The sequence below is a fragment of the Streptomyces subrutilus genome, assembly GCF_008704535.1.
GTDB classification, from domain to species: Bacteria; Actinomycetota; Actinomycetes; order Streptomycetales; family Streptomycetaceae; genus Streptomyces; species Streptomyces subrutilus.
Map to the genome: position 1 here is coordinate 1,013,952 of NZ_CP023701.1, position 19,675 is coordinate 1,033,626.

Consider the following 19,675-nt stretch of genomic DNA (forward strand, 5'->3'; position numbering starts at 1 on the left):
TCAGATCTCCAGCTCGATGGGGTGGACGGGCGCGGTCTGCGGGCTCCAGCTGTCGCCCGCGCCCAGGGAGCGGTGTACGGACACCTCGCCGCCGAGGGCGGCGCAGCCGGCCCGGACGTGCTCGGTCTTGCCGGCCAGCGCCGGGTCGTGGGCCTCCAGGAGGACGCCGAGCATGGTGCCGCTGTGGGCGAGGACCAGGCCGAGGCCGTCGACCTCGCGGCACAGGGCGCGCAGTTCGGCGAATCCGGCGCGCCTGCGGCGGAGGGCGTTCATCTCGGCGCTGCGGGTGGCGACCGCGCCGACCTCCTGGAGGTCTCCGCGGGCCACGGCGGCGGTCAGCCGGTCCAGGAGGAGGGCGTACTCGGCGCGGGCGGCCGCGTCGATGCTGCGGGCCCCGCGGTTGTGCGCGACGGTGTCGACCTGGCCGCCCTCGTCGTGGGCGACGACGGCGAGCGGGGGCAGGACGCCGAGGCGGCGGCCGAGGCGCACCTCGCGGTGGTGGAAGGCGACGATCTCGTCGTACATCACCCCGTCGGCCGGTTCGATGCCGCGCAGGAAGGTCTCCGTCTCGGCCGGGGTGAACTCGCGCCCGTAGGCCGCTCCCACCGCCCGTACGGTGGCCACGAGGTCGGCGGAGGAGCTGGCGAGGCCCTTGCCCTCGGGGAGGTCGCCGGCCACGTCCAGCAGGCCGCCGTCCGTCGCTCCGAGCGCGGCCAGGACGGCTTCGGCGACGCGGCGGGACTTGCCCTTGTGCGCGGGCCGCACCTGGACGCCCGGGCGGCCCGGGCGGGGGTGGTAGACGACGGTCGCCCAGCGGGCGAGGGGGAAGGTGACGAGGAAGTCGCCCTGCGGGTGCGGCAGGGCGCCCTGGAGCAGCTCGCCGAAGGTCCCGAAGGCGCTGCCCGCGGCCGGCCCCGGCACGGGGACGGGCGCGGTCGCGGGTCCGGGGACCGGGACGGGGCCCGTCGCGGCCGCCGGGTCAGTGCGTCCGCTGTACGTGGGTGCGGGCACCATCGCCGTCCTCCTCGCCGTGGGTCGTGGGGTCCGCGGGGTACAGGGCCCGGTCGTTGTCCTCGGCGCCGGCACGGATCGCCGCGGCGCGCCCTTCCCAGTCGGCGCCGATCCGCGCGAGGGCCTCCCGCTGGTCGTGCAGGGCCGTACGGACGGCGGCGGGGCGGGCGGAGCCGGCGGAGACCATGCGCTCCAGGCCGCGGTCGACGTCGAAGGCCTCGGCGAGCAGCCGGGCGGGCTCGGCGAGGGTGATGCCGTGTCCGGCGGCGGCCTCGGCGAGCAGGGCGGGTTCGCCCGGTGCGGGGGCGGCGCCGGCGGCCGCGGCGAGCACCACGTACTTCCCGGCGACGACCTGGGCGGTGCGCCACGGCACGCCCTCGGTGAGGGTGAGGGCGTTGGCGAGGCTGAAGCCGCCGAGGAACTCACGGGCGCAGACGGCGCGCATGCGGTCGGCGCGGAAGGTCAGCCGGCGCAGCACCTCGGTGAGGAGGCGGACGGTCCCGTGGGCGGAGTCGAAGGCGTTCAGCAGGTGGGTGCCGGCCTCCTTGGACACCTCGACGAGGTTGCAGAAGGGGGTGTTGCGCTGCCCGAGCAGGACGTCGAAGTGGAAGGCGGTCAGGTGGGCGGTGCGGCCGCGGATGCGTTCCAGTACGGGGTAGTTCTTCTTCTGCGGCATGGCGGAGGAGATGCCGGACAGCTCGTCGGGGAGTTCGATGAAGCCGTACTCGCTGCCGCCCCAGGTGAGCAGGTCGGTGGTGAAGCGGCTCAGGGCGGTGCCCAGCAGGCTCAGTTCCGCGGTGAGTTCGGCGCTCCAGCGGCGGGAGGCCACGGCGGTCAGGGCGTTGGGCTGGGGCCGGGCGAAGCCGAGCAGCCGGGCCATCCGGTCACGGTCCCAGGGCAGTTCCTGTCCGGCCATGGCGCCGGCGCCGAGCGGGCAGGCGTCGATGCCGTCGTAGGTGCGCAGCAGGCGGTCGTGGGTGTGGAGCAGGTGCTCGGAGAGGGCGCTGAGGTAGAAGCCGGGGGTGATGACCTGGGCGGCCTGGAAGTGGGTGTAGCCCGGCATGGGCAGGTCGCAGGTCTCCTCGGCCAGCCGGTGGACGACGGTGCCGAGTTCGAGGAGGGCGGTGGCGAAGCGGGCGAGCTGGTCGCGGCCGTACATGACCTGCGCACAGGCCTGGAGGTCGTTGCGGCTGCGGTCGGCGTGCCAGCGCACGACGGGCCGGTCCAGGCCGGCCTCGACGTGCCGTTCGAGGGCGAAGGCGATGTCCGACATGTTGGCGTCGGGCCGGGCGCTGAGGGTGTCGGGGCCGACGGAGTCCAGTCGGGCGGCGATCCGGTGGGCCTCCTCGGGGGTGATCAGGTCCATGCGGACGTACTCGGCCGCGAGGGTCTTCTCGATGGCGACGTAGTGGCGCAGCAGGTACCGGGATTCGAACCGGAACTGCGGGGCGAGCACTTCGTCGTGCAGGAGTCGGCCGGGGCCGCCGCTGATGCGGCCGCTCAGCTCGGGGGCCGGCTCCGGGATGTCGCTCGTCACGTGGTGTTTCCGTTCCTGTTCGGGTGCGGGGCGCGGGGGGCGCGTCGGGCCCAGGGCTCGGCGACGCGGGGGCGCGCGCAGGAGTGGTGCGTACGGTGGGCGGGGCCCGGGGGCGGGGTGCCCCCGGGCGTCACGGGCCGGACGGCGCCGCGGTCAGCGGTGGTCCGCCCCGGCCCCGGAGAGGGACGCGCGCAGGACGGCGGCGACCTCGGCGACGTGCGGCGGGCGCATCAGCCCGTAGTGGTCGGTCGGGGCGTCGTGGCGGGTGAGTCCGGCCGGGGAGCGCTCGGCCCACCGGTCGGCGGCGCGCTCCTCGGCGCCGGTGACGCTCTGGACGAACACGGCCGGGCAGGGTGCGGCGGCGGGCCGGTGGCGGGCGGCGGCCAGGATGCCGGTGCGGAAGACCGCGTAGTGGCGGGCCAGGTCCCGCGGGTCCAGCCCGGGGGCGAACCCGTCGCGTTCCACCCGCTCGGCGAGCACGGCGAGCCGGGCCCCGGTGTCCCCGGCCGCCCGCAGCGCGTCGCGCAGGGCGGCCGCGGCCTCCTGCGGCGGGTCGAAGCCGGCGGAGCGGGCCAGGTCCTCGTGGAACCACTCCAGCAGCTCGGCCTCGTCCGCCGGGACGCGGTCGGGCGCGGGGTGGGCGGTGTCCAGGAGCGTGAGGGAGGCCACCTCCTCGCCGGCGGCGTGCAGTTGGACGGCCATCTCGTGGGCGAGGAGCCCGCCGAAGGACCAGCCGGCGAGGTGGTAGGGGCCGTGCGGGCGGTGGCGGCGCAGGGTCGCCAGGTGGGCGGCGGCCAGCTCGGCGACGGTGCCGGGCCCGGCGGCGGCGGCGTCCACCTGTCCGGGTGCGTCGGGTGCGTCGGGTGCGTCGGACCCGTCGGGGGCGCTCAGTCCGGGCGCCGTCAGGCCGTACACGGGCCGGTCGGTGCCCAGTTCGGCGGCGAGCGCACGGTAGCAGAAGACGTTCCCGCCGATCGGGTGGACGAGGAACAGCGGGTCGAGGGCGCCCTCGGGCTGGATGCGGACCAGCGGGTCAGGTGCGGCCGCGCCGTGGCGGGCGCGCAGCACGGCGGCCTGCCGGGCGACGGTCGGGTGCTCCATGACGGCCGAGACCGCGAGGCGCTCGCCGAAGGCCTGGTTGACGCGGCCGATCAGGCGCAGCGCGTCGATGGAGTGGCCGCCGGAGTCGAAGAAGTCGTCGTGGACGCCGACCGGTCCCGCGCCCAGCAGCTGCTCCCAGATGCCGGCGAGACGGGCTTCGAGCGCGTCGCGGGGCGGTGCCGGTTCGGCCGCGCCGCGGCGTTCGGCGGGGTCCGGATCGGGCAGGGCGGCCCGGTCCAGCTTGCCGTTGGCGGTCAGCGGGAGGTCGGCCAGCCGCACCCAGGCGGAGGGCACCATGTACTCGGGCAGCCGTTCCCGGGCGTGGCGGGCCAGTTCGGCCGGTTCCGGGGCGGCGCCGGCGGCCGTGTCGGGGACCACGTAGCCGACGAGCCGTGCGCCGCGGGGCAGGACCGCGCAGTCGCGCACGGCGGGGTGTTCGGCGAGGACCGCCTCGATCTCGCCCGGTTCGACGCGGAAGCCGCGGATCTTGAGCTGGTGGTCGGTGCGGCCCGCGTACTCCAGGGCCCCGTCGGGGCGGTGCCGGGCGAGGTCGCCCGTGCGGTAGAGGCGGCGGGTGGCGCCGTCGGGGCCGGTGTGCCCGACGAACCGTTCGGCCGTGAGGTCGGGGCGCCCGTGGTAGCCGTCGGCGAGTCCGACGCCTTCGAGGTACAGCTCGCCGGTGACGCCGAGGGGCACCTCGGCCAGCCGGCGGTCCAGCACGTGGGTGCGCATGTTGGCGATGGGGCGGCCGATGGGCACGGTGTCGCCGGCGTCCGGCAGGCACTGCCAGTACGTGACGTCGACGGCGGCCTCGGTGGGCCCGTACAGGTTGTGCAGTTCGACGCCGGGCAGCCGCTCGAAGAACCGGCGCTGCACCTCGTACGGCAGGGCCTCGCCGCTGCACACCACCCGGGTCAGGCCGCTCGCGGCGGCGGTCGCGGCGGGGTCGTCGAGGAACACGCTGAGCATCGACGGGACGAAGTGGACGGTGGTGGCGCCCTCCTCGCGGATCAGGTCGCCGAGGTAGCCGGGGTCGCGCTGGCCGCCGGGCCGGGCCAGGACCAGGGTGGCGCCGGTCAGCAGCGGCCAGAACAGCTCCCACACCGAGACGTCGAAGGTGTACGGCGTCTTGTGCAGCACCCGCTCCCCCGGCGTCAGCCCGTACTCCTCCTGCATCCACAGCAGCCGGTTGGCGATGGCGCGGTGGGACACCACGACACCCTTGGGCTTGCCGGTGGACCCGGAGGTGAAGATCATGTACGCCGGGTCGGCGGGGCCTGGGCCTGGGCCTGGGCCTGGGCCCGGGCCCGTGGCCGGGGCGGGGGCGGCGGGCGTCTCGTCCGGCCGGACGACGGTGACGTCCGAGCCGGCCAGCCGGCGCGCCCAGGCCCCGTCGGCGACGACCAGGCCGATGCCGGCCTCGGCGAGCAGGGACCGCACGCGCGGCGCGGGGTGCTCCGGGTCCAGCGGCACGTAGGCGGCGCCGGACTTCAGTACGGCCAGCAGGACGGCGGGCAGGGTGAGGGAGCGTTCCAGCAGCAGGCCGACGAAGGTGCCCGGCCCTGCCCCCCGCTCCCGCAGGGCGGCGCCGATCCGCTCCGCGGCGGCGTCGAGCTCGCGGTAGGTGAGCTCCGCGCCCTCGAAGCGGACGGCGGGCGCGTCCGGGGTCCGGTCGCGCTGCTCGTCGACGAGGGCGGTCAGGACGTGCGGCCGGGGGTAGGCAGCGGCGGTGTCGTTCCAGTCCGCGTACCGGCGGTGTTCGGCCTCGGAAAGGAGGTCGGCGGCGCCGCAGTCGCGGTCCGGGGCCTCGGCGAGGTCCCGCAGGGCGGCCGTGTAGGAGGCGTGTGCGGCGCCGATCTGGTCCGCGGTGAACTGCGCGGCGTCGTAGCGCAGGCCGAGTTCGAGGAGGGAGCCGTCGGGGGTGCGGGAGAACTCGGCGCCGAAGGCGAAGTCGGTACCGGCCTCGCCGGTCTCCTCCAGGACGGTGAAGGCCCCCTCGGCGGCGCCGTCGTGCTCGACGTGGAAGTGGGTGTAGTTGAAGAACGTCTCGAAGAGCGGGCTGCCGCCGGAGAGCCGCTGGATCTCGGCGAGCGGGAAGCGGCGGTGGGCGTGGACCTCCGCCTCCAGGGCGGCGGCGCGGGCCACGAGCGCGCGCCAGCTCAGCCCGGCGGTGTCGACGCGGAAGGGCAGGGTGTTGAGGAAGGCGCCGACGACCCGGTCCCCGTCGGTCTCCTCGGTGCGTCCGTTGTGGACCACACCGGTGGTGACCTCGTCGGCGCCGGCGAGCAGGGCGGTGACCCGCAGGTGGGCGGCGAGCAGGACCGTGCGCAGGGAGGTGCCGCAGGCGGCGGCCAGCGCGGTCAGCCGTGCGTGCAGGTCCTCCGGGAGCGGGGCGAGGTGCCAGGACATCAGGGCCGGGCCGCCGGCCGGCGCGGGCCGGGGCAGCCGGGTGGCGGGGGCGCCGGCGGTCTGACCGGCCCAGAAGGCCCGCTGGTCGGGGTCGGCCAGGGCGGCGCGTTCGAGGGCGACGAAGGAGGCGAACCGGGAGCGGGGGCCCGCCTCCGGTGACGGCCCGTCGGCGGGGGTGGGGGCGGCGAGCGCCTCGGTGTAGCAGGCGGCGAGTTCGGTGAGCAGGGAGCGTTCGCTCCAGCCGTCCAGGACGGCGTGGTGCTCGGCGACGAACAGCTGGAGGCGGGTGCCGGAGAGCCGCTGGACGTGGAAGCGGAGCAGCGGGGCGCGGTCCCAGGCGAACGGGCGGTCGCGCTCGGCGGCGTAGCGGGCGGCGACGGCGGTGCGCTGCGCGTCGGGGTCGAGTCCGCCGAGGTCCTCGAAGGTGATCTCCGGGCGGGCGTCGCGGTGGACGAGCTGGAGGGGTTCGCCGAACCCGTGGGGGTCGAAGGAGGTGCGGAGCATCTCGTGCCGGGCGGCGAGGACGGCGACGGTGGTGCGCCAGGCGTCCTCGGACCAGGGCGCCTCGACCAGGTAGGAGGCCACGTTGTGGTAGACGCGGCCGCCGGCCGACGGGAGGTCGCTGTGGTAGAGCATGCCGGCCTGGAGCCGGGTCATCGGGTAGGCGTCGTCCAGGCCGCCGGGCAGGGCGGCCCGGTCCTCGGCGGTGAGCAGGGCGAACGGCTCGTACGGGGCCGGCGGTGCGGCCCGGTCGAGGGGGGTGGCGGCGGGGGCCAGCGCGCGGGCCGTCTGGAGCCGCATGAGGTCGGCGACGGAGAGGGCGAGGCCGCGTTCCCGGGCCCGGGCCAGTACCTGGAGGGAGCGGATGGAGTCGCCGCCGAGTGCGAAGTAGTTGTCGAGGGCGCCGACCCGGTCGTGCCCGAGCACCTGGGCGAAGACCTCGGTGAGGGCGGTCTCGACGGGACCGCGGGGTGCCTCGTAGCCGGCCGTGGGGGTGCGGGCGGCGGAGCCGGGGGCGGGCAGCCGGCGGCGGTCGGTCTTGCCGTTGGCGGTGAGCGGGAAGGCGGGGAGGGTGACGAACGCGCCGGGGATCATGTAGCCGGGCAGTCGGCGCGCGAGGTGGGTGCGCATCTCCTCCACGGTGGGCCCGGCGCCGTCCGCCGCGCCCGGCACGGCCAGGTAGCCGACGAGGACGTCGGCGCCGGACGGGTCGGGGGCGACGAGCGCGACCGCCGCGTCGACGAGGGGATGCGCGGCGAGGGCGGCCTCGACCTCGCCCAGTTCGATGCGGAACCCGCGGAGCTTGACCTGGTGGTCGATGCGGCCGAGGTACTCCAGGTCGCCGTCGGGCAGGGCCCGGGCCAGGTCCCCGGTGCGGTAGAGCCGCTCGCCTGCCGGGAGGCCGGCGGGGGCGTCGGCGGGCGCTCCGGGGGCGTCGGCGCCGATGCCGGACGGGAAGCGCTCGGCGGTGAGTTCGGGGCGGCGCAGGTAGCCGCGGGCCAGACCGGCGCCGGCGACGTACAGCTCGCCCACGGCGCCGCGCGGGACGGTGCGGCCGCGCGCGTCGAGCAGGTGCAGCCGCAGGTCGGGAATGGGGGCGCCGATGACGCTGCCCCGGCCCTCGGCGGCGTCGCGGGCGGTGAGCGGCCGGTAGGTGACGTGCACGGTGGTCTCGGTGATGCCGTACATGTTGACCAGGCGGGGCGCGGTGTCACCGTGCCGGGCGAACCAGCCGGCGAGGGCTGCCACGTCCAGGGCCTCGCCGCCGAAGACGACGTGCCGCAGGCTCGGTCCGGCTCCGGCGGGGCCGGCCGTGCGGTGGTGTTCCTCGTCGGCCCGGGAGAGCTGGTAGAAGGCGGACGGCGTCTGGTTGAGGACGGTGACCCGCTCGGTGCGCAGCAGCCGGTGGAACTCCTCGGGCGAGCGGCTGGTGGCGTACGGGACGACGACGAGCCGGCCGCCGTGGGCGAGCGCGCCCCACAGCTCCCAGACGGAGAAGTCGAAGGCGATGGAGTGGAAGAGGGTCCACACGTCGCCGGGCCCGAAGCCGAACCAGTGGTCGGTGGCGGAGAAGAGCCGGGTGATGTTGGCGTGGGGCACGAGGGTGCCCTTGGGCAGGCCGGTGGAGCCGGAGGTGTAGATGACGTACGCCAGGTGGTCCGGGGTCACGCCGGAGTCGGGGGCGGTGTCGGGCTCGGCGGCGAGGAGCGCGGCGTCGGCCGACAGGTCGACGGAGCGCAGGCCGGGGGCGTCCCACAGGGCGCGGGTGTCCGTGGTGCCGACGACGTGGTGCAGCCGGGCGTCGCCGATGATGTGGCGCAGCCGTTCGGCGGGGTTGTCGGGGTCGAGCGGCAGGTAGGCGCCGCCGGCCTTGAGGATGCCGAGGAGGCCGACGACGAGGTCGGCGGAGCGGGGCAGGCAGAGGCCGACGAGCGTGTCGCGACCGACGCCCAGGGCGCGCAGCCGGTGGGCGAGCCGGTTGGCCCGGGCGTCGAGTTCGCGGTAGGTGAGGGTGGTGCCCTCGTGGACCAGGGCGACGGCGTCGGGGGTGCGGGCGGCGTGTGCGGCGAAGGCCTCGTGGACGCAGCCGGCCGCCGGCCCGGGGCCCTGCTGCCGGGAGGCGCGGTCGGGGAGCGGTGAGCCGGTGCCGCGCCGCTCGTCGGGGGCGAGCATGGGCAGTCGGCTGAGCGGCAGTTCGGGGTCGGCGGTGGCGGCGGCCAGCAGCCGGGTGTAGTGGCGGCCGAACCGCTCGATGGTGGCGGCCTCGAACAGGTCGGCGCGGTATTCCAGTCGGCAGCTCAGGCCGCCGCCGGCGCGCACCACGTCGAAGGTGAGGTCGAACTTGGCGGTGCCTGCGGGCCCGTCGAGCAGCCGGGCGCGCGGGCCGGGCAGGCCGGCGGTCATGCCGTCCTCGTCGTGCATCCCGAACATGGCGTGGAAGAGGGTCGCGTCGGCGCCGGTGCGCCCGGGGGTGAGGTGCTCGACGACCTGTTCGTAGGGGAGGTCCTGGTGGTCCTGGGCGTCCAGGACGGTGTCGCGCACCCGCTCCAGGTGGGTCCGGAAGTCCGGGTCGTCGGAGAGGTCGGCGCGGATGACCAGGGTGTTGACGAACAGGCCGACGGTGTCCTGGAACTCCTTGCGGTTGCGGTTGGCCACCGGGGTGCCGACGAGGACGTCGTCGGTGCCCGTGTACCGGCCCAGGACGCTCTGGAAGGCCGCCAGCAGCACCGTGTAGGGGGTGCTGCGGGTGGCGCGGCCGAGCCGTTCGACGCGGTCGGCCACGTCGGCGGGCAGGTCGAAGGCGTGCAGCCCCGCGGCGGCGCGGGCCGGCCCGTCGGCCGGCCTGCGGTCGCGGGGCAGCGGGGCGTCGGGCAGTTCCCCGCCGAGCCGGCGCGCCCAGTGGTCGAGCTGGCGGCGGGCGGCGGGGCCTTCGAGCCATTCCTCCTGCCAGTCGGAGAAGTCCGCGTACTGGTACTCCGGGGCCTCCTGGGACACCGGGCGCGCGGAGCCCTCCCGGGGCGCGGCGCCGGTGCGCTGGGCGTACTCGGCGAGCAGTTCGCGCACGAGGACGCCCACCGACCAGCCGTCGGCGACGATGTGGTGCATGGCCAGGGCGAGGACGGCGCCGCCGGGGGTGTGCAGCAGGGCGGCCCGGAAGAGGGGGCCGTGCTCCAGGTCGAAGGGGCGGTGGTGCTCGGCGGCGGTCCACTCCTCGACGTCCGCGTCCCCGTGGGCCGTCGCGACGGACCAGGTGAGCGCGGCCGCCGTGTCGACGTGCTGCCACAGCTCGCCGCCGCGCAGGACGAAGCGGGTGCGCAGCGCCTCGTGCCGGTCCAGCAGGCCCTGGGCACAGGTGCGGAGCGCGTCGGCGTCCACCGGGCCTTCGAGGGCGTAGAAGACGGGCATGTGGTAGGTGGGCCGGCCCTCCTCCATCTGCTGGAGGAAGTACATCCGCTGCTGGGCTCGCGATGCGCGGAACGCGCTGAACGACGACTCGGCAGGGCGGTCGATCGGATCGTGACTGGCCAAGACAACTCCCTCGGCGCCGCACCGGTACCCGGCGCGCGGCGCATGCTCCCGCTTGCTTGCACGTCCAGCGTATGAACGGCGCGGATCGGGTTGAAGTCACCTGTTCCAGGTCCCGGATTCACGTGACACGGGGGCGCGAGGGGGGCGGTGCAGCGCCGTCGGCCCGCGCCGGTGGCGCCCCGGGCCCGGGTGCCGGGGCCCGGGCCGGGGCACGCGGGTCGGGGTCAGGCGGGTCAGGGGGACGCGGGGAGGGCGGGCAGTGTGGCGAGCCAGTCGGTCAGCAGGCGGTTGGTCTCGTCGGGCCGTTCCTGCTGGATCCAGTGGCCGCAGCCGTCGAGGAGGTGCGCGGCGGACAGGCCGGGCAGGGTGGTCGGGTACGCCTCGATCGCGTCGGCCAGCCAGGTCGTGGAGGCGTCGCGGGCCCCGCCCGCGAACAGCGAGGGCTGGCGGAGCGGGGCGCCGGCGTGGCCCGCGAGGTCCACCCAGTCGCGGTCCATGTTCCGGTAGCGGTTGAGGGCGCCGGTCAGGCCGGTGCGTTCGAACTCACCGGCGTAGAAGTCGAGGTCGTCCTCGCCGAGCCAGGCGGGCAGCCGGCCGGCCGGGAACCGGTCGCGCATGGTCCCGCCGGGGGCGACGAAGTGCGGGTCGGGGGAGCCCGGTTCGGCCATGGTGTCGCCGGACAGGGCCGCGTAGAGGCCGGCCAGCCAGCCGCGGACGTCGGGCTCGATCTCCGCCTCGGCCCGTCCGGGCCGCTGGAAGTAGGAGACGTACAGCTCCTCCGGGCCGCCCATCCCCGCGAAGACCTCGCTGGGCCGCGGGCCGCCCGGCGGGGTGTAGGGCACGCTCAGCAGGCCCACCGCGCGGAACACCTCGGGCCGCAGCAGGGCGGAGGCGGCGGCGATGTTGGCGCCCCAGTCGTGTCCGACGACCACGGCGGTCCGCTCGCCGAGGGCCTCCACGACGGCGGCGTTGTCGGCGACGTGGTCGAGCATCCGGTAGGCGTCCGGCTCGGCGGGCCGGGACGAACGCCCGTAGCCCCGGACGTCGATGGCCGCCGCCCGGAACCCGGCGGCGGCCAGCGCGGGCAGTTGGTGGCGCCAGGAGTACCAGGACTCGGGGAACCCGTGCACGAGCAGCACGAGGGGCCCTTCGCCCTGCTCCACCAGGTGGATGCGGCCCGCGGGCGAGGGGACCGTGCGGTGGAGGGCGGCGGGGGGGTGCTGCGGCATGGGTACTCCCGGTGGCGGTCGTGGGCGGGCCGACGGTCGTGGCGGCCCGGGCCCGTGGGGCCGCCCCGGCCGGGGCGGCCCGCCCAGCCTGCCGCGCCCGCGCCCCCTCCCGCGAGCCGTGTTGCCACTCCGGCAAACCGGTGCGGGGGACGGGACGGGCCGGGGGTGCCCGGCCGGGCCGGGCCAAGTCGATCCGGTGCGGGCCCCGTTGGGCCGCCGTCCGGTACGACCGAGGTCGCAGCCGTCGTGCGACTTCGGGGGGACGCCACGGGACGGGCGCCGACCCGACGATGGCCGGGTGAATCCGATGGACGTCGTACCTCCGTTGTCTCCCGTGGAAGTCCTCCTGGTGGCGAGCACCGTCACCCTGGCCCTGGCGCGGTGGTCGCCGCCCCGGTTGCGGCGGCCGGCGGCGCCGGCGGCGGCCGGCGCCGTCGTGGTGTCGGCGGTGGCGCTCTGGGTGACCGGGGCGCGCTGGCAGATGCTGCCGGTGCTGGTGGCGGCCGCCGCCGTGCTCCCCTGGGTCGTGGTGCCGCTGGTACGGGGGCGCGGCGGCCGGCCGACGCGCCGGGTCCGCCGACGGTACGCCCTCCCGGGGACCGTGGCCTGCCTCGCCCTGATCGCGGCGGGCCCGCTGGCGGTCTGGGCCCTGCCGACACCGGTGTTCCCCGCGCCTACGGGCGACTTCGCGGTGGGTACCGAGGTGGTGCAGCTGACCGACCCGGAGCGGCAGGAGCCCGCCACGGCCGACCCCGGGGACCGGCGGACCGTCGTGGCCCAGTTCTGGTACCCCGCGCGGCGGGACCCGGCCGGGCCCGCTCCCGCCCGCTACCTCGGGCGCACCGAGCGGGAGGCCCGTACGGTCGCCGACGGCCTCGCGGACTACGCGGGCGTGCCCGGCCTGCTGCTCGACGGGCTGCCCCGGGCCCGCTCGCACGCGGTGCCCGGCCTGCCGGTGGCCGGCGGGCGGGAGCGGTTCCCGGTGGTGCTGTTCTCCCCCGGGCTGGGCGGCGTGCGCACCCAGAACACGGCCTGGGCGGAGGAACTGGCCAGCCGGGGCTACGTCGTCGTGGGGCTCGACCACCCCTACGACTCGGCGGCGGTGGTGCTCGACGACGGCCGTACGGTCCGCACCCGGGTCTCCGCCTCGGGCGACGCGGTCGAGGACGAGCGGCGGGCGGCCGAGTGGACGGCGACCCGGGCGGCGGACCTCCGCTCCGTGCTCACCGCGCTGGGCCGCATCGACACCGGCGGCTTCCCCGGACCGCTCGCGCAACGGCTCGCCGGACGGCTCGACACCGGCCGGGTCGCGGCCACCGGGCACTCGCTGGGCGGGGCCGCGGCCCTGCTGGCGGCACGCCTGGACACCCGCTTCTCGGCCGTGATCGACCTGGACGGCTACCCGCACGGGCCGGAGCCGGCCCCCTACCCGCAGCCGCTGCTCGCGCTCACCCAGGCCATCGGCCCGGACACCGACCCGGACTACATCCCCCGGCTGACCCGGGTCCTCGAACTCGGCGCGTCGCGGAACTACCGGCTGACCGTCCCCGGCGCGGCGCACCTGACCTTCACCGACGCGCCGCTCTACCTGCCCCCGCTGGCCTCGCTCACCGGGACCGGGGGCCGCACGGAGGGGCCGCGGCTGACCGCCGCCGCCAGCGTCGCCTTCCTCGACCACGTCCTGCGCGGCGCACCGCGGGACCCGGCCGCCGCCCTGGCCTCGTACGGCGAGCTCACCGTGTACGGGGGTGCGGGCCGCTGACGGACGGGAACGCGCCGGAGGCCGGCGCCCGCGAACGGTGCCGGCACTCCGGCGGGTCCGCCCGCGCCCCCGGGCCGGGGGCGCGGGCGGACCCGTCAGGCGGCCTCCCCGACGAGCTCTTCCAGGACGTCCTCCATGGTGACGAAGCCGACGACGGCGCCGTGCGGCCCGGTGACGGCGGCGAGGTGCGTGCCGGCGGTCCGCATGGCGGTCATGGTGTCGTCCAGCGGGGCGTCGCGGTCGACCTCGGTGACGGTGTGCAGCGCGGCGCGCGGGAAGGGGGCGTCGCGGTCGGCCGCCCCGAGGGCGTCCTTGATGTGCAGGAAGCCCAGGATCTCGCCCGCGTCCCCCGTCACGACCAGGCGGGAGAAGCCGTGCTCGGCCGCGGTGCGCTCCAGGCCCCGCGGGGTGACGTGGTGGCCGACGCCGACGAACGCGGCGCGCGGGATCATGATCTCGCCGACCGCCCGGGTGCCGAGCTCCAGGGCGTCCTGGAGGCGCTCGCTGTCCTCGGGGTCGAGCAGCCCCGCGTCGCGGGAGTCCTTGACCAGGCGGGCGAGTTCGTCGTCGGTGAAGACCGCCGCGACCTCGTCCTTCGGCTCGACCTTCAGCAGCCGCAGCAGCGTGTTGGCGAAGGCGTTGATGCCGAACACGAACGGGCGGAGCGCGCGGGTGACGGCGACCAGCGGCGGGCCGAGGAGCAGCGCGGTCGGCGCGGGTGCGGCGAGCGCGATGTTCTTGGGGACCATCTCGCCGATCAGCATGTGCAGGTAGGTCGCCGCGGCCAGCGCGATGACGAACGCGATCGGGTGGATCAGCGCCTCGGGGACGCCGATGGCCGCGAAGGGGGGTTCCAGGAGGTGGGCGATGGCCGGTTCGGCCACGGCGCCCAGGACCAGCGAGGAGACGGTGATGCCGAGCTGGGCCGTGGCCATCATGGCGGAGAGGTGCTGGAGGCCCCACAGGGTGGCCTTGGCCCGCCGGTTGCCCTTGAGGGCGGCCGGTTCGATCTGGCTGCGGCGGACCGAGATCAGCGCGAACTCGGCGCCGACGAAGAAGGCGTTCGTGATCAGGGTGAGGGCACCGATCAGCAACTGGACGGCGGTCATCGGTTCTGCTCCGTGTCGGCGTCCTCGCCGGGGGCGGGCGCGGTGATCGAGATCCGGTCGGCGCGGTGGTGCTCTATGTCGAGCACGGCCAGCTCCCAGCCGTCCACGACCACGTGGTCGCCCTCGACGGGGATGCGCTCCAGGGCGGCGGCGATGAGGCCGGCGAGGGTCTCGTAGGGACCCTCGGGGGCGTCGAAGCCGATCTCCGCCAGCTCGTCGACGCGGACGCCGCCGTACGCCTCCCAGACGCGGCGGCCGTCCTCTTCCGGGCCTTCGATGAGGTCGGGGACCTCGGCCGGGTCGTGCTCGTCGCGTACCTCGCCGACGACCTCCTCGACGATGTCCTCGACCGTGGCGACGCCGGCGGTGCCGCCGTACTCGTCGATGATCACGGCCATGGTGCGGGCCTTGCGCAGGCGCCCGAGCAGGGTGTCGACGGGCAGCGAGTGCGGGACCAGCAGCGGGGCGGTCATGAGGTCGGTGACCGCGGTCAGGGGCCGCTTGTCCTCGTCGAGGGCCAGGACGTCGCGGATGTGGACGGTGCCGACGACCTCGTCGAGGGTGTCGCGGTAGACGGGGAACCGGGACAGCCCGGTGGCCAGCGTCAGGTTCGCCGCGTCCGCGGCGGTGGCGTGCGCCTCCAGCGCCCTGACGTCGACGCGCGGGGTCATGACGTTCTCCGCGGTCAGCTCTGCCAGGTGCAGGGTCTTGACGAACAGCTCGGCGGAGTCGGCCTCGATCGCGCCCTCGCGGGCGGAGTGCCGGGCCAGCGCGACGAGCTCCTCGGGGGTGCGGGCGGAGGCCAGCTCCTCGGCGGGCTCCAGTCCGAACCGGCGGACGAGGCGGTTGGCGGTGTTGTTGAGGTGGCGGATCAGCGGGGCGAAGGCGGCGGTGAAGCCGCGCTGCGGGCCGGCGACGACCTTGGCCACGGCCAGCGGCCGGGAGATCGCCCAGTTCTTCGGGACGAGCTCGCCGACGACCATGAGCACCACGGTGGACAGTGCCACGCCCAGCAGGGTCGCGGTGGTGGGCACGGCCCCGGCGGGCAGGCCGAGGGCCTCCAGCGGGCCGCGCAGCAGCGCGGACACGGACGGCTCGGCGAGCATGCCGATGACCAGCGAGGTCACCGTGATGCCCAACTGGGCCCCGGAGAGCTGGAAGGTGAGGCGCTTGGCGGCCTTCAGGGCGCTTTCGGCGCCCCGCTCACCGGCGGCGGCGGCCCGTTCGAGGGTGCTCCGCTCCACCGTGGTGAGGGAGAACTCGGCGGCGACGAACACCGCGCACGCCAGGGTGAGGGCGAGGGCGAGGAGGAGCAGCAGGATCTCGGTCACCGTGCCACCCCCGCTCCCGGCTCAAGGATCTTCGGGTAGGGCGTGGCACGGCGTGGACTGGGAGGTTCACCCATTGCGGGTCTGCTGCTCCGTTCGTGTCGGGTGGACCGCGGTGGGGGGTCCGGAGGGCTGGTGGTTACGGACAGTATCCGCGATCCGATGGTCAAGGGCAAGTAAATCCCGCCCGGGGGGCCGTCGGGCGGTGTCGCCCGGATGCCCGGAAACGGCCCCCGCACACGCTCCGGGGCGGGGCCGCGCGGCCCCGCCCGTGCCGTCGCCCCGATCACGGGGCGGGGCGCTCGCCCGGACGGAGGGTCCGGCGGACGGCGTCGCGGAGCCAGCGGTGGGCCCGGTCGGCCGCGTGCCGGGGGTGCCAGGCCATGCCGACGGTCACGGACGGCAGCGTCAGGGGGATGTCGAGGAGGTGCAGTCCGAGGGCGAGGGCGTCGCCGGTGAGGGGTGAGGGCGCGTCGCCGGGCAGTGCGGCGGGTACGAGGCAGACGGTGTCGCTGCGGGCGGCGAGGGTCATGGCGGCCAGGTGGCCGGGTAGGACGATGCCGACCCGGCGCCGCAGGCCGTGCCCGGCCAGGGCGGTGTCGAGGGGGCCGGTGAACCGGCCGCGGCGGCTGACCGCGACGTGGGGGGCGGCGGCGAGCCGGGCCGGGGTCAGGGGGCCTTCGGTCAGCGGGTGACCGGGCCGCACGGCCGCCATCATGCGCAGGCGGACCAGTTCCTCGACCCGGGTCTCGGGGTCCACGTGGTCGATGGCCCCGACCTCCAGGTCGATCCGGCCGTCGCGCAGCGCGGGGCCGGCCTCCAGCTCCTCGGCCCGCAGCCGGAAGGAGACCCCCGGTGCCTCGCGCTCGGCCAGGCGCAGCAGCCCGGGGGCCAGGGCCGCGCCGACCAGGTCGGCGGCCTGGAGGGTGAAGGTGCCGCGCAGGGCGGCCGGGTCGACACCGGCATCGGGGCCGAGCAGGGCTCCGAGGCGCTGCACCACCGCCGCGGCCTCCTCCCGCAGGGCCAGTGCGCGGGGGGTGGGGACCATGGCCTGCCCGGCCCGGACCAGCAGCGGATCCTGCAGGGTGCGGCGCAACCGGGCGAGCGTGCGGCTCATCGCGGCGGGCGAGGTGTGGAGGCGGGCGGCGGCGCGGGTGACGCTGTTCTCGGCCAGCAGGGCGTCCAGTGCGATGGCGAGGTTGGCGTCGAGGGCCGCATCCGGGCTGTTCACCGGCATCATTCCGTTCCAGTCAAGTATTGCGTGCCGAAGTTCCCATTGTGGCAACACCGCGGCGCTCCACAGGATGGGGGACGTACCGACCGGCACGACCAGCGAGGTTTTCATGATCGTCATTACCGCCCCCACCGGGAACATCGGCCGTCCCCTGCTCGACCGGCTCCTGGAGTCCGCCCCCGAGACGGGCGAGGAACTGCGCGTGATCGTGCGCGACCCGGCCCGGCTGGCCGACGCGGTGCGCGAACGCGTCGAGGTGATCACCGGCTCGCACGGGGACCCCGAGGTCGTCGACCGGGCCTTCACGGGTGCGGACGCCGTGTTCTGGCTCGTCCCCCCGGACTCCGCCCGCACCCCGCAGGACGCCTACAGCGGCTTCAGCGGGCCCGCCCTGCGGGCGTTCGCCGCCCACGGCGTCGGCCATGTGGTCGGCGTCTCCGCGCTCGGCCGCGGCACCCCCCTCGCCGACCGGGCGGGCCTCGTCACCGCCACCCTCGTCCTGGACGACCTGATCGCCGAGACCGGCGTCGCCTACCGTGCGCTGGCCAATCCGTCCTTCTTCGAGAACCTCCTGGAGGAGGCCGGCTCGATCCGCGACCGGGGCGTCTTCACCGACACCGTCGCGGCCGACCGCAGGGCCCCGCTCGTCGCCACCGCCGACATCGCGGCCGTGGCCGCCGGCCTGCTGCTGGACCGCTCGTGGACCGGCGCCGGCAGCGTCCCGGTCCTCGGACCGCAGGACCTCTCCCCCGACGACCTGGCCCGCATCATGACCGAACAGTTCGGCCGCCCCGTCCGCTACGAACGCCGGCCGCTCGACGAGATGCGCACCGCGCTCGTCGGCCACGGTCTCGACGAGGCGTTCGTCCAGGGCGTCGTCGACATGAAGCGGGCCAAGGACCAGGGCCTGGACGCCGGCGTCGTCCGCACCCCGGACACCGCCTCCCCCACCGGCTTCGCCCAGTGGTGCGCCCGGACCCTCAAGCCCGCCGTCCTCTCCTGAATCCCACCACCCGCCACCTTGGAGGCACCCCGATGCCCGCTGCGGAAACCGCACCCCCGGTCACGGCGTTCATGCTCGTCAAGACCACGCCCGAATGGCTCGCCCTGACCGTCCGGGAGCGCGTCGACGCCTTCACCACCCGGGTCCTGCCCGCGATCGAGGCCAGGACCACCGGCGTCCGGTCGCGCTTCTACGACACCGAGTTCTACTCCGCACGCGTCACCGACGTCTGGGTGTGGGAGGCCGACGACCACCACGCCTACCAGCTCCTCGTCGACGCGCTGCGCGAAACCCCCTTCTGGGACCGCTACTTCGAGGTCGTCGAGCTGCTCGTCGGCACCGAGAACGGCTACGCCCGCACCTACGGCCTCGAACCCGTCGCCACCATCACCACCTGACACCTGGTAACTTCTACAATGCTGTAGAAGTAACTGACGGTCCGGTCCGGGCGCACTCCCGTACCGGACCGGCTCCGACCGAACGGATGGCTCATGGCCCTGTGGGACCGCATCAAGGAGTCCGCGTCCACGATGCAGACGCAGCTCAACGCCAAGAAGAACGACCTCAAGAGCGGCGCCTTCCGGGACGCGAGCATGGCCATGTGCGCACTGGTCGCCGCCGCCGACGGCACCGTCGACCCCAGTGAGCGGCAGCGGGTGGCGCAGCTGATCGCCACCAACGAGGTGCTGCGGAACTTCGACGCCGACGACCTGCGGCGGCGCTTCGACGAGAACCTGGACAAGCTCGTCGCCGACTTCGCCTTCGGCAAGGTCAGTGTGATGCAGGAGGTGGCCAAGGCGAAGAAGAAGCCGGCGGAGGCCCGTGCGGTCGTCCAGATCGGCATCGTCATCGGCGGGGCGGACGGCGACTTCGACAAGACCGAGCAGGCCGTGGTCCGAGAGGCCTGCTACACCCTCGGCCTCCCCCCGCACGAGTTCGACCTCTGACCCCTCCCGCACGGACGGCCCGGCCCGCCCCCGGCGCGGTGTCCGTTCACGCGGGGAGGGTTGCCGCGTGGAGGATGGCGATGAGCGTGACCGCGGCGTTCGCCGAGGACAGGGCGGAGGCCGCGGCCCCGCACGCCGCCGCCCACAGGGCCAGCCACACCGCGGTGAACGCGGGCGGCCAGGCCCGGGCGGCGGGTGCGGGGGCCAGCAGGGCGGCGACCCGCCGCGGGACCGGGCCCGCGGCGAAGTGCGCGAGCGTCGCCACCGGCGCGCCCCGGGACCGCAGGGCGGACTTGCCCACCGCGACGGCCACCGTGCGCCGGCTGCCCGTCCGCGCCGCGGCCTCCTCGTCGGCCCACCGCTCCACCGTGAACGTGACCGCGGTCCGCAGCGGGCGCAGGAACGGGTTGGCGCGCGCCGCGAGCTGCACGGCCAGCAGGAAGCGGTGGTGACGGCCGGCCAGATGGGCGCGCTCGTGGGCGAACAGGGCCCGCCGCTCCCCCGCCGTCAGGCCCGCCAGCATCCCGGAGCTGACCACGATCCGGCCCGGCCGGCCCGGCAGCGCGTACGCGTACGGTTCGGCGTCCGGCAGCACCGCGACCGGCCCGGTCCGCAGACCCGCGAGCGCCCGCCCGGCCCGTCGCCGCACCCGCAGGTGGCGCCACAGGGCTCCGGCGCAGGACGTCAGCACGGTCAGCAGCGCCGGGATCGCGGCCACGCCGGCCACCTCGTCGTACGGCACCGCGGCCCGCACCTCGGGGTCGGACCAGCCGTCGGGCAGCGGGTTTCCGGGCAGTTGGGCGGTGCCCACCACCATCAGCAGGGCCAGGCACAGCGTGCTGCACACGGCCAGCACGGCGGCGACCGCGGCCAGCAGCCGGGTGGCGGTGCGCGGGTGGAGGCGGTGTTCGGCGAGCCGGGCGACCGGCCACGCGGTGAGCGGCAGGAACAGCGGCAGGAAGACGAAGACACCCAT

12 protein-coding genes are annotated in these 19,675 nt (G+C 75.8%); 4 read left to right on the plus strand and 8 right to left on the minus strand.

The features are described from left to right. The 4 genes from CP968_RS04385 to CP968_RS04400 form a co-directional block, all read right to left on the minus strand. Positions 1 to 1,014, minus strand: coding sequence for a GHMP family kinase ATP-binding protein (locus tag CP968_RS04385; RefSeq protein WP_150516726.1), 1,014 nt, complete (start codon positions 1,012 to 1,014; stop codon positions 1 to 3). After that, positions 980 to 2,548 carry an argininosuccinate lyase gene (locus tag CP968_RS04390; RefSeq protein ID WP_229886301.1) on the minus strand — a complete coding sequence of 523 codons (1,569 nt, stop codon included), beginning with the start codon at positions 2,546 to 2,548 and terminating at the stop codon, positions 980 to 982. Before CP968_RS04390 ends, CP968_RS04385 begins: the two co-directional genes overlap by 35 nt. 153 nt (positions 2,549 to 2,701) lie before the next feature. After that, a complete protein-coding gene (locus CP968_RS04395) occupies positions 2,702 to 10,087 on the minus strand; it encodes an amino acid adenylation domain-containing protein (RefSeq protein WP_150516727.1) in 7,386 nt (2,461 codons plus the stop codon). Positions 10,088 to 10,320: 233 nt separating this feature from the next. Then, positions 10,321 to 11,316, minus strand: coding sequence for an alpha/beta fold hydrolase (locus CP968_RS04400; RefSeq protein WP_150516728.1), 996 nt, complete (start codon positions 11,314 to 11,316; stop codon positions 10,321 to 10,323). 307 nt (positions 11,317 to 11,623) lie between these two features. Here CP968_RS04400 and CP968_RS04405 point away from each other — a divergent pair, with 307 nt between their 5' ends. Further along, positions 11,624 to 13,078: an alpha/beta hydrolase family protein gene (locus CP968_RS04405; RefSeq protein WP_150516729.1), complete on the plus strand. Its 1,455-nt coding sequence runs from the start codon at positions 11,624 to 11,626 to the stop codon at positions 13,076 to 13,078. 95 nt (positions 13,079 to 13,173) lie between these two features. Here the strand turns inward: CP968_RS04405 and CP968_RS04410 are convergent, their stop codons facing one another. The 3 genes from CP968_RS04410 to CP968_RS04420 form a co-directional block, all read right to left on the minus strand. Continuing rightward, positions 13,174 to 14,187, minus strand: a complete 1,014-nt coding sequence (locus CP968_RS04410; RefSeq protein ID WP_150516730.1) for a hemolysin family protein — start codon at positions 14,185 to 14,187, stop codon at positions 13,174 to 13,176. Continuing rightward, positions 14,184 to 15,518, minus strand: a complete 1,335-nt coding sequence (locus tag CP968_RS04415) for a hemolysin family protein (RefSeq protein ID WP_150516731.1) — start codon at positions 15,516 to 15,518, stop codon at positions 14,184 to 14,186. The genes CP968_RS04410 and CP968_RS04415 overlap by 4 nt, the downstream gene beginning before the upstream one ends. Positions 15,519 to 15,801: 283 nt before the next feature. Further along, positions 15,802 to 16,755 (minus strand): LysR family transcriptional regulator, encoded by a 954-nt coding sequence (locus tag CP968_RS04420; RefSeq protein ID WP_150516732.1) that lies wholly within the window; start codon positions 16,753 to 16,755, stop codon positions 15,802 to 15,804. 103 nt (positions 16,756 to 16,858) lie between these two features. Between CP968_RS04420 and CP968_RS04425 the strand changes: the two genes are divergently transcribed. The 3 genes from CP968_RS04425 to CP968_RS04435 all read left to right on the plus strand — a co-directional run bounded on the left by CP968_RS04425 (position 16,859) and on the right by CP968_RS04435 (position 18,699). Continuing rightward, positions 16,859 to 17,752: an NAD(P)H-binding protein gene (locus tag CP968_RS04425; protein ID WP_150516733.1), complete on the plus strand. Its 894-nt coding sequence runs from the start codon at positions 16,859 to 16,861 to the stop codon at positions 17,750 to 17,752. A 32-nt stretch (positions 17,753 to 17,784) separates the two neighbouring features. After that, complete coding sequence (locus CP968_RS04430; protein WP_150516734.1) at positions 17,785 to 18,150, plus strand: darcynin family protein; 366 nt, start codon at positions 17,785 to 17,787, stop codon at positions 18,148 to 18,150. 93 nt (positions 18,151 to 18,243) lie between these two features. Next, on the plus strand, positions 18,244 to 18,699 hold the full coding sequence (locus tag CP968_RS04435) for a tellurite resistance TerB family protein (protein ID WP_150516735.1): 456 nt from the start codon (positions 18,244 to 18,246) through the stop codon (positions 18,697 to 18,699). Between the two features lie 46 nt (positions 18,700 to 18,745). Here CP968_RS04435 and CP968_RS04440 read toward each other — a convergent pair whose 3' ends face one another. Continuing rightward, positions 18,746 to 19,675: a M56 family metallopeptidase gene (locus CP968_RS04440; RefSeq protein ID WP_150516736.1), complete on the minus strand. Its 930-nt coding sequence runs from the start codon at positions 19,673 to 19,675 to the stop codon at positions 18,746 to 18,748.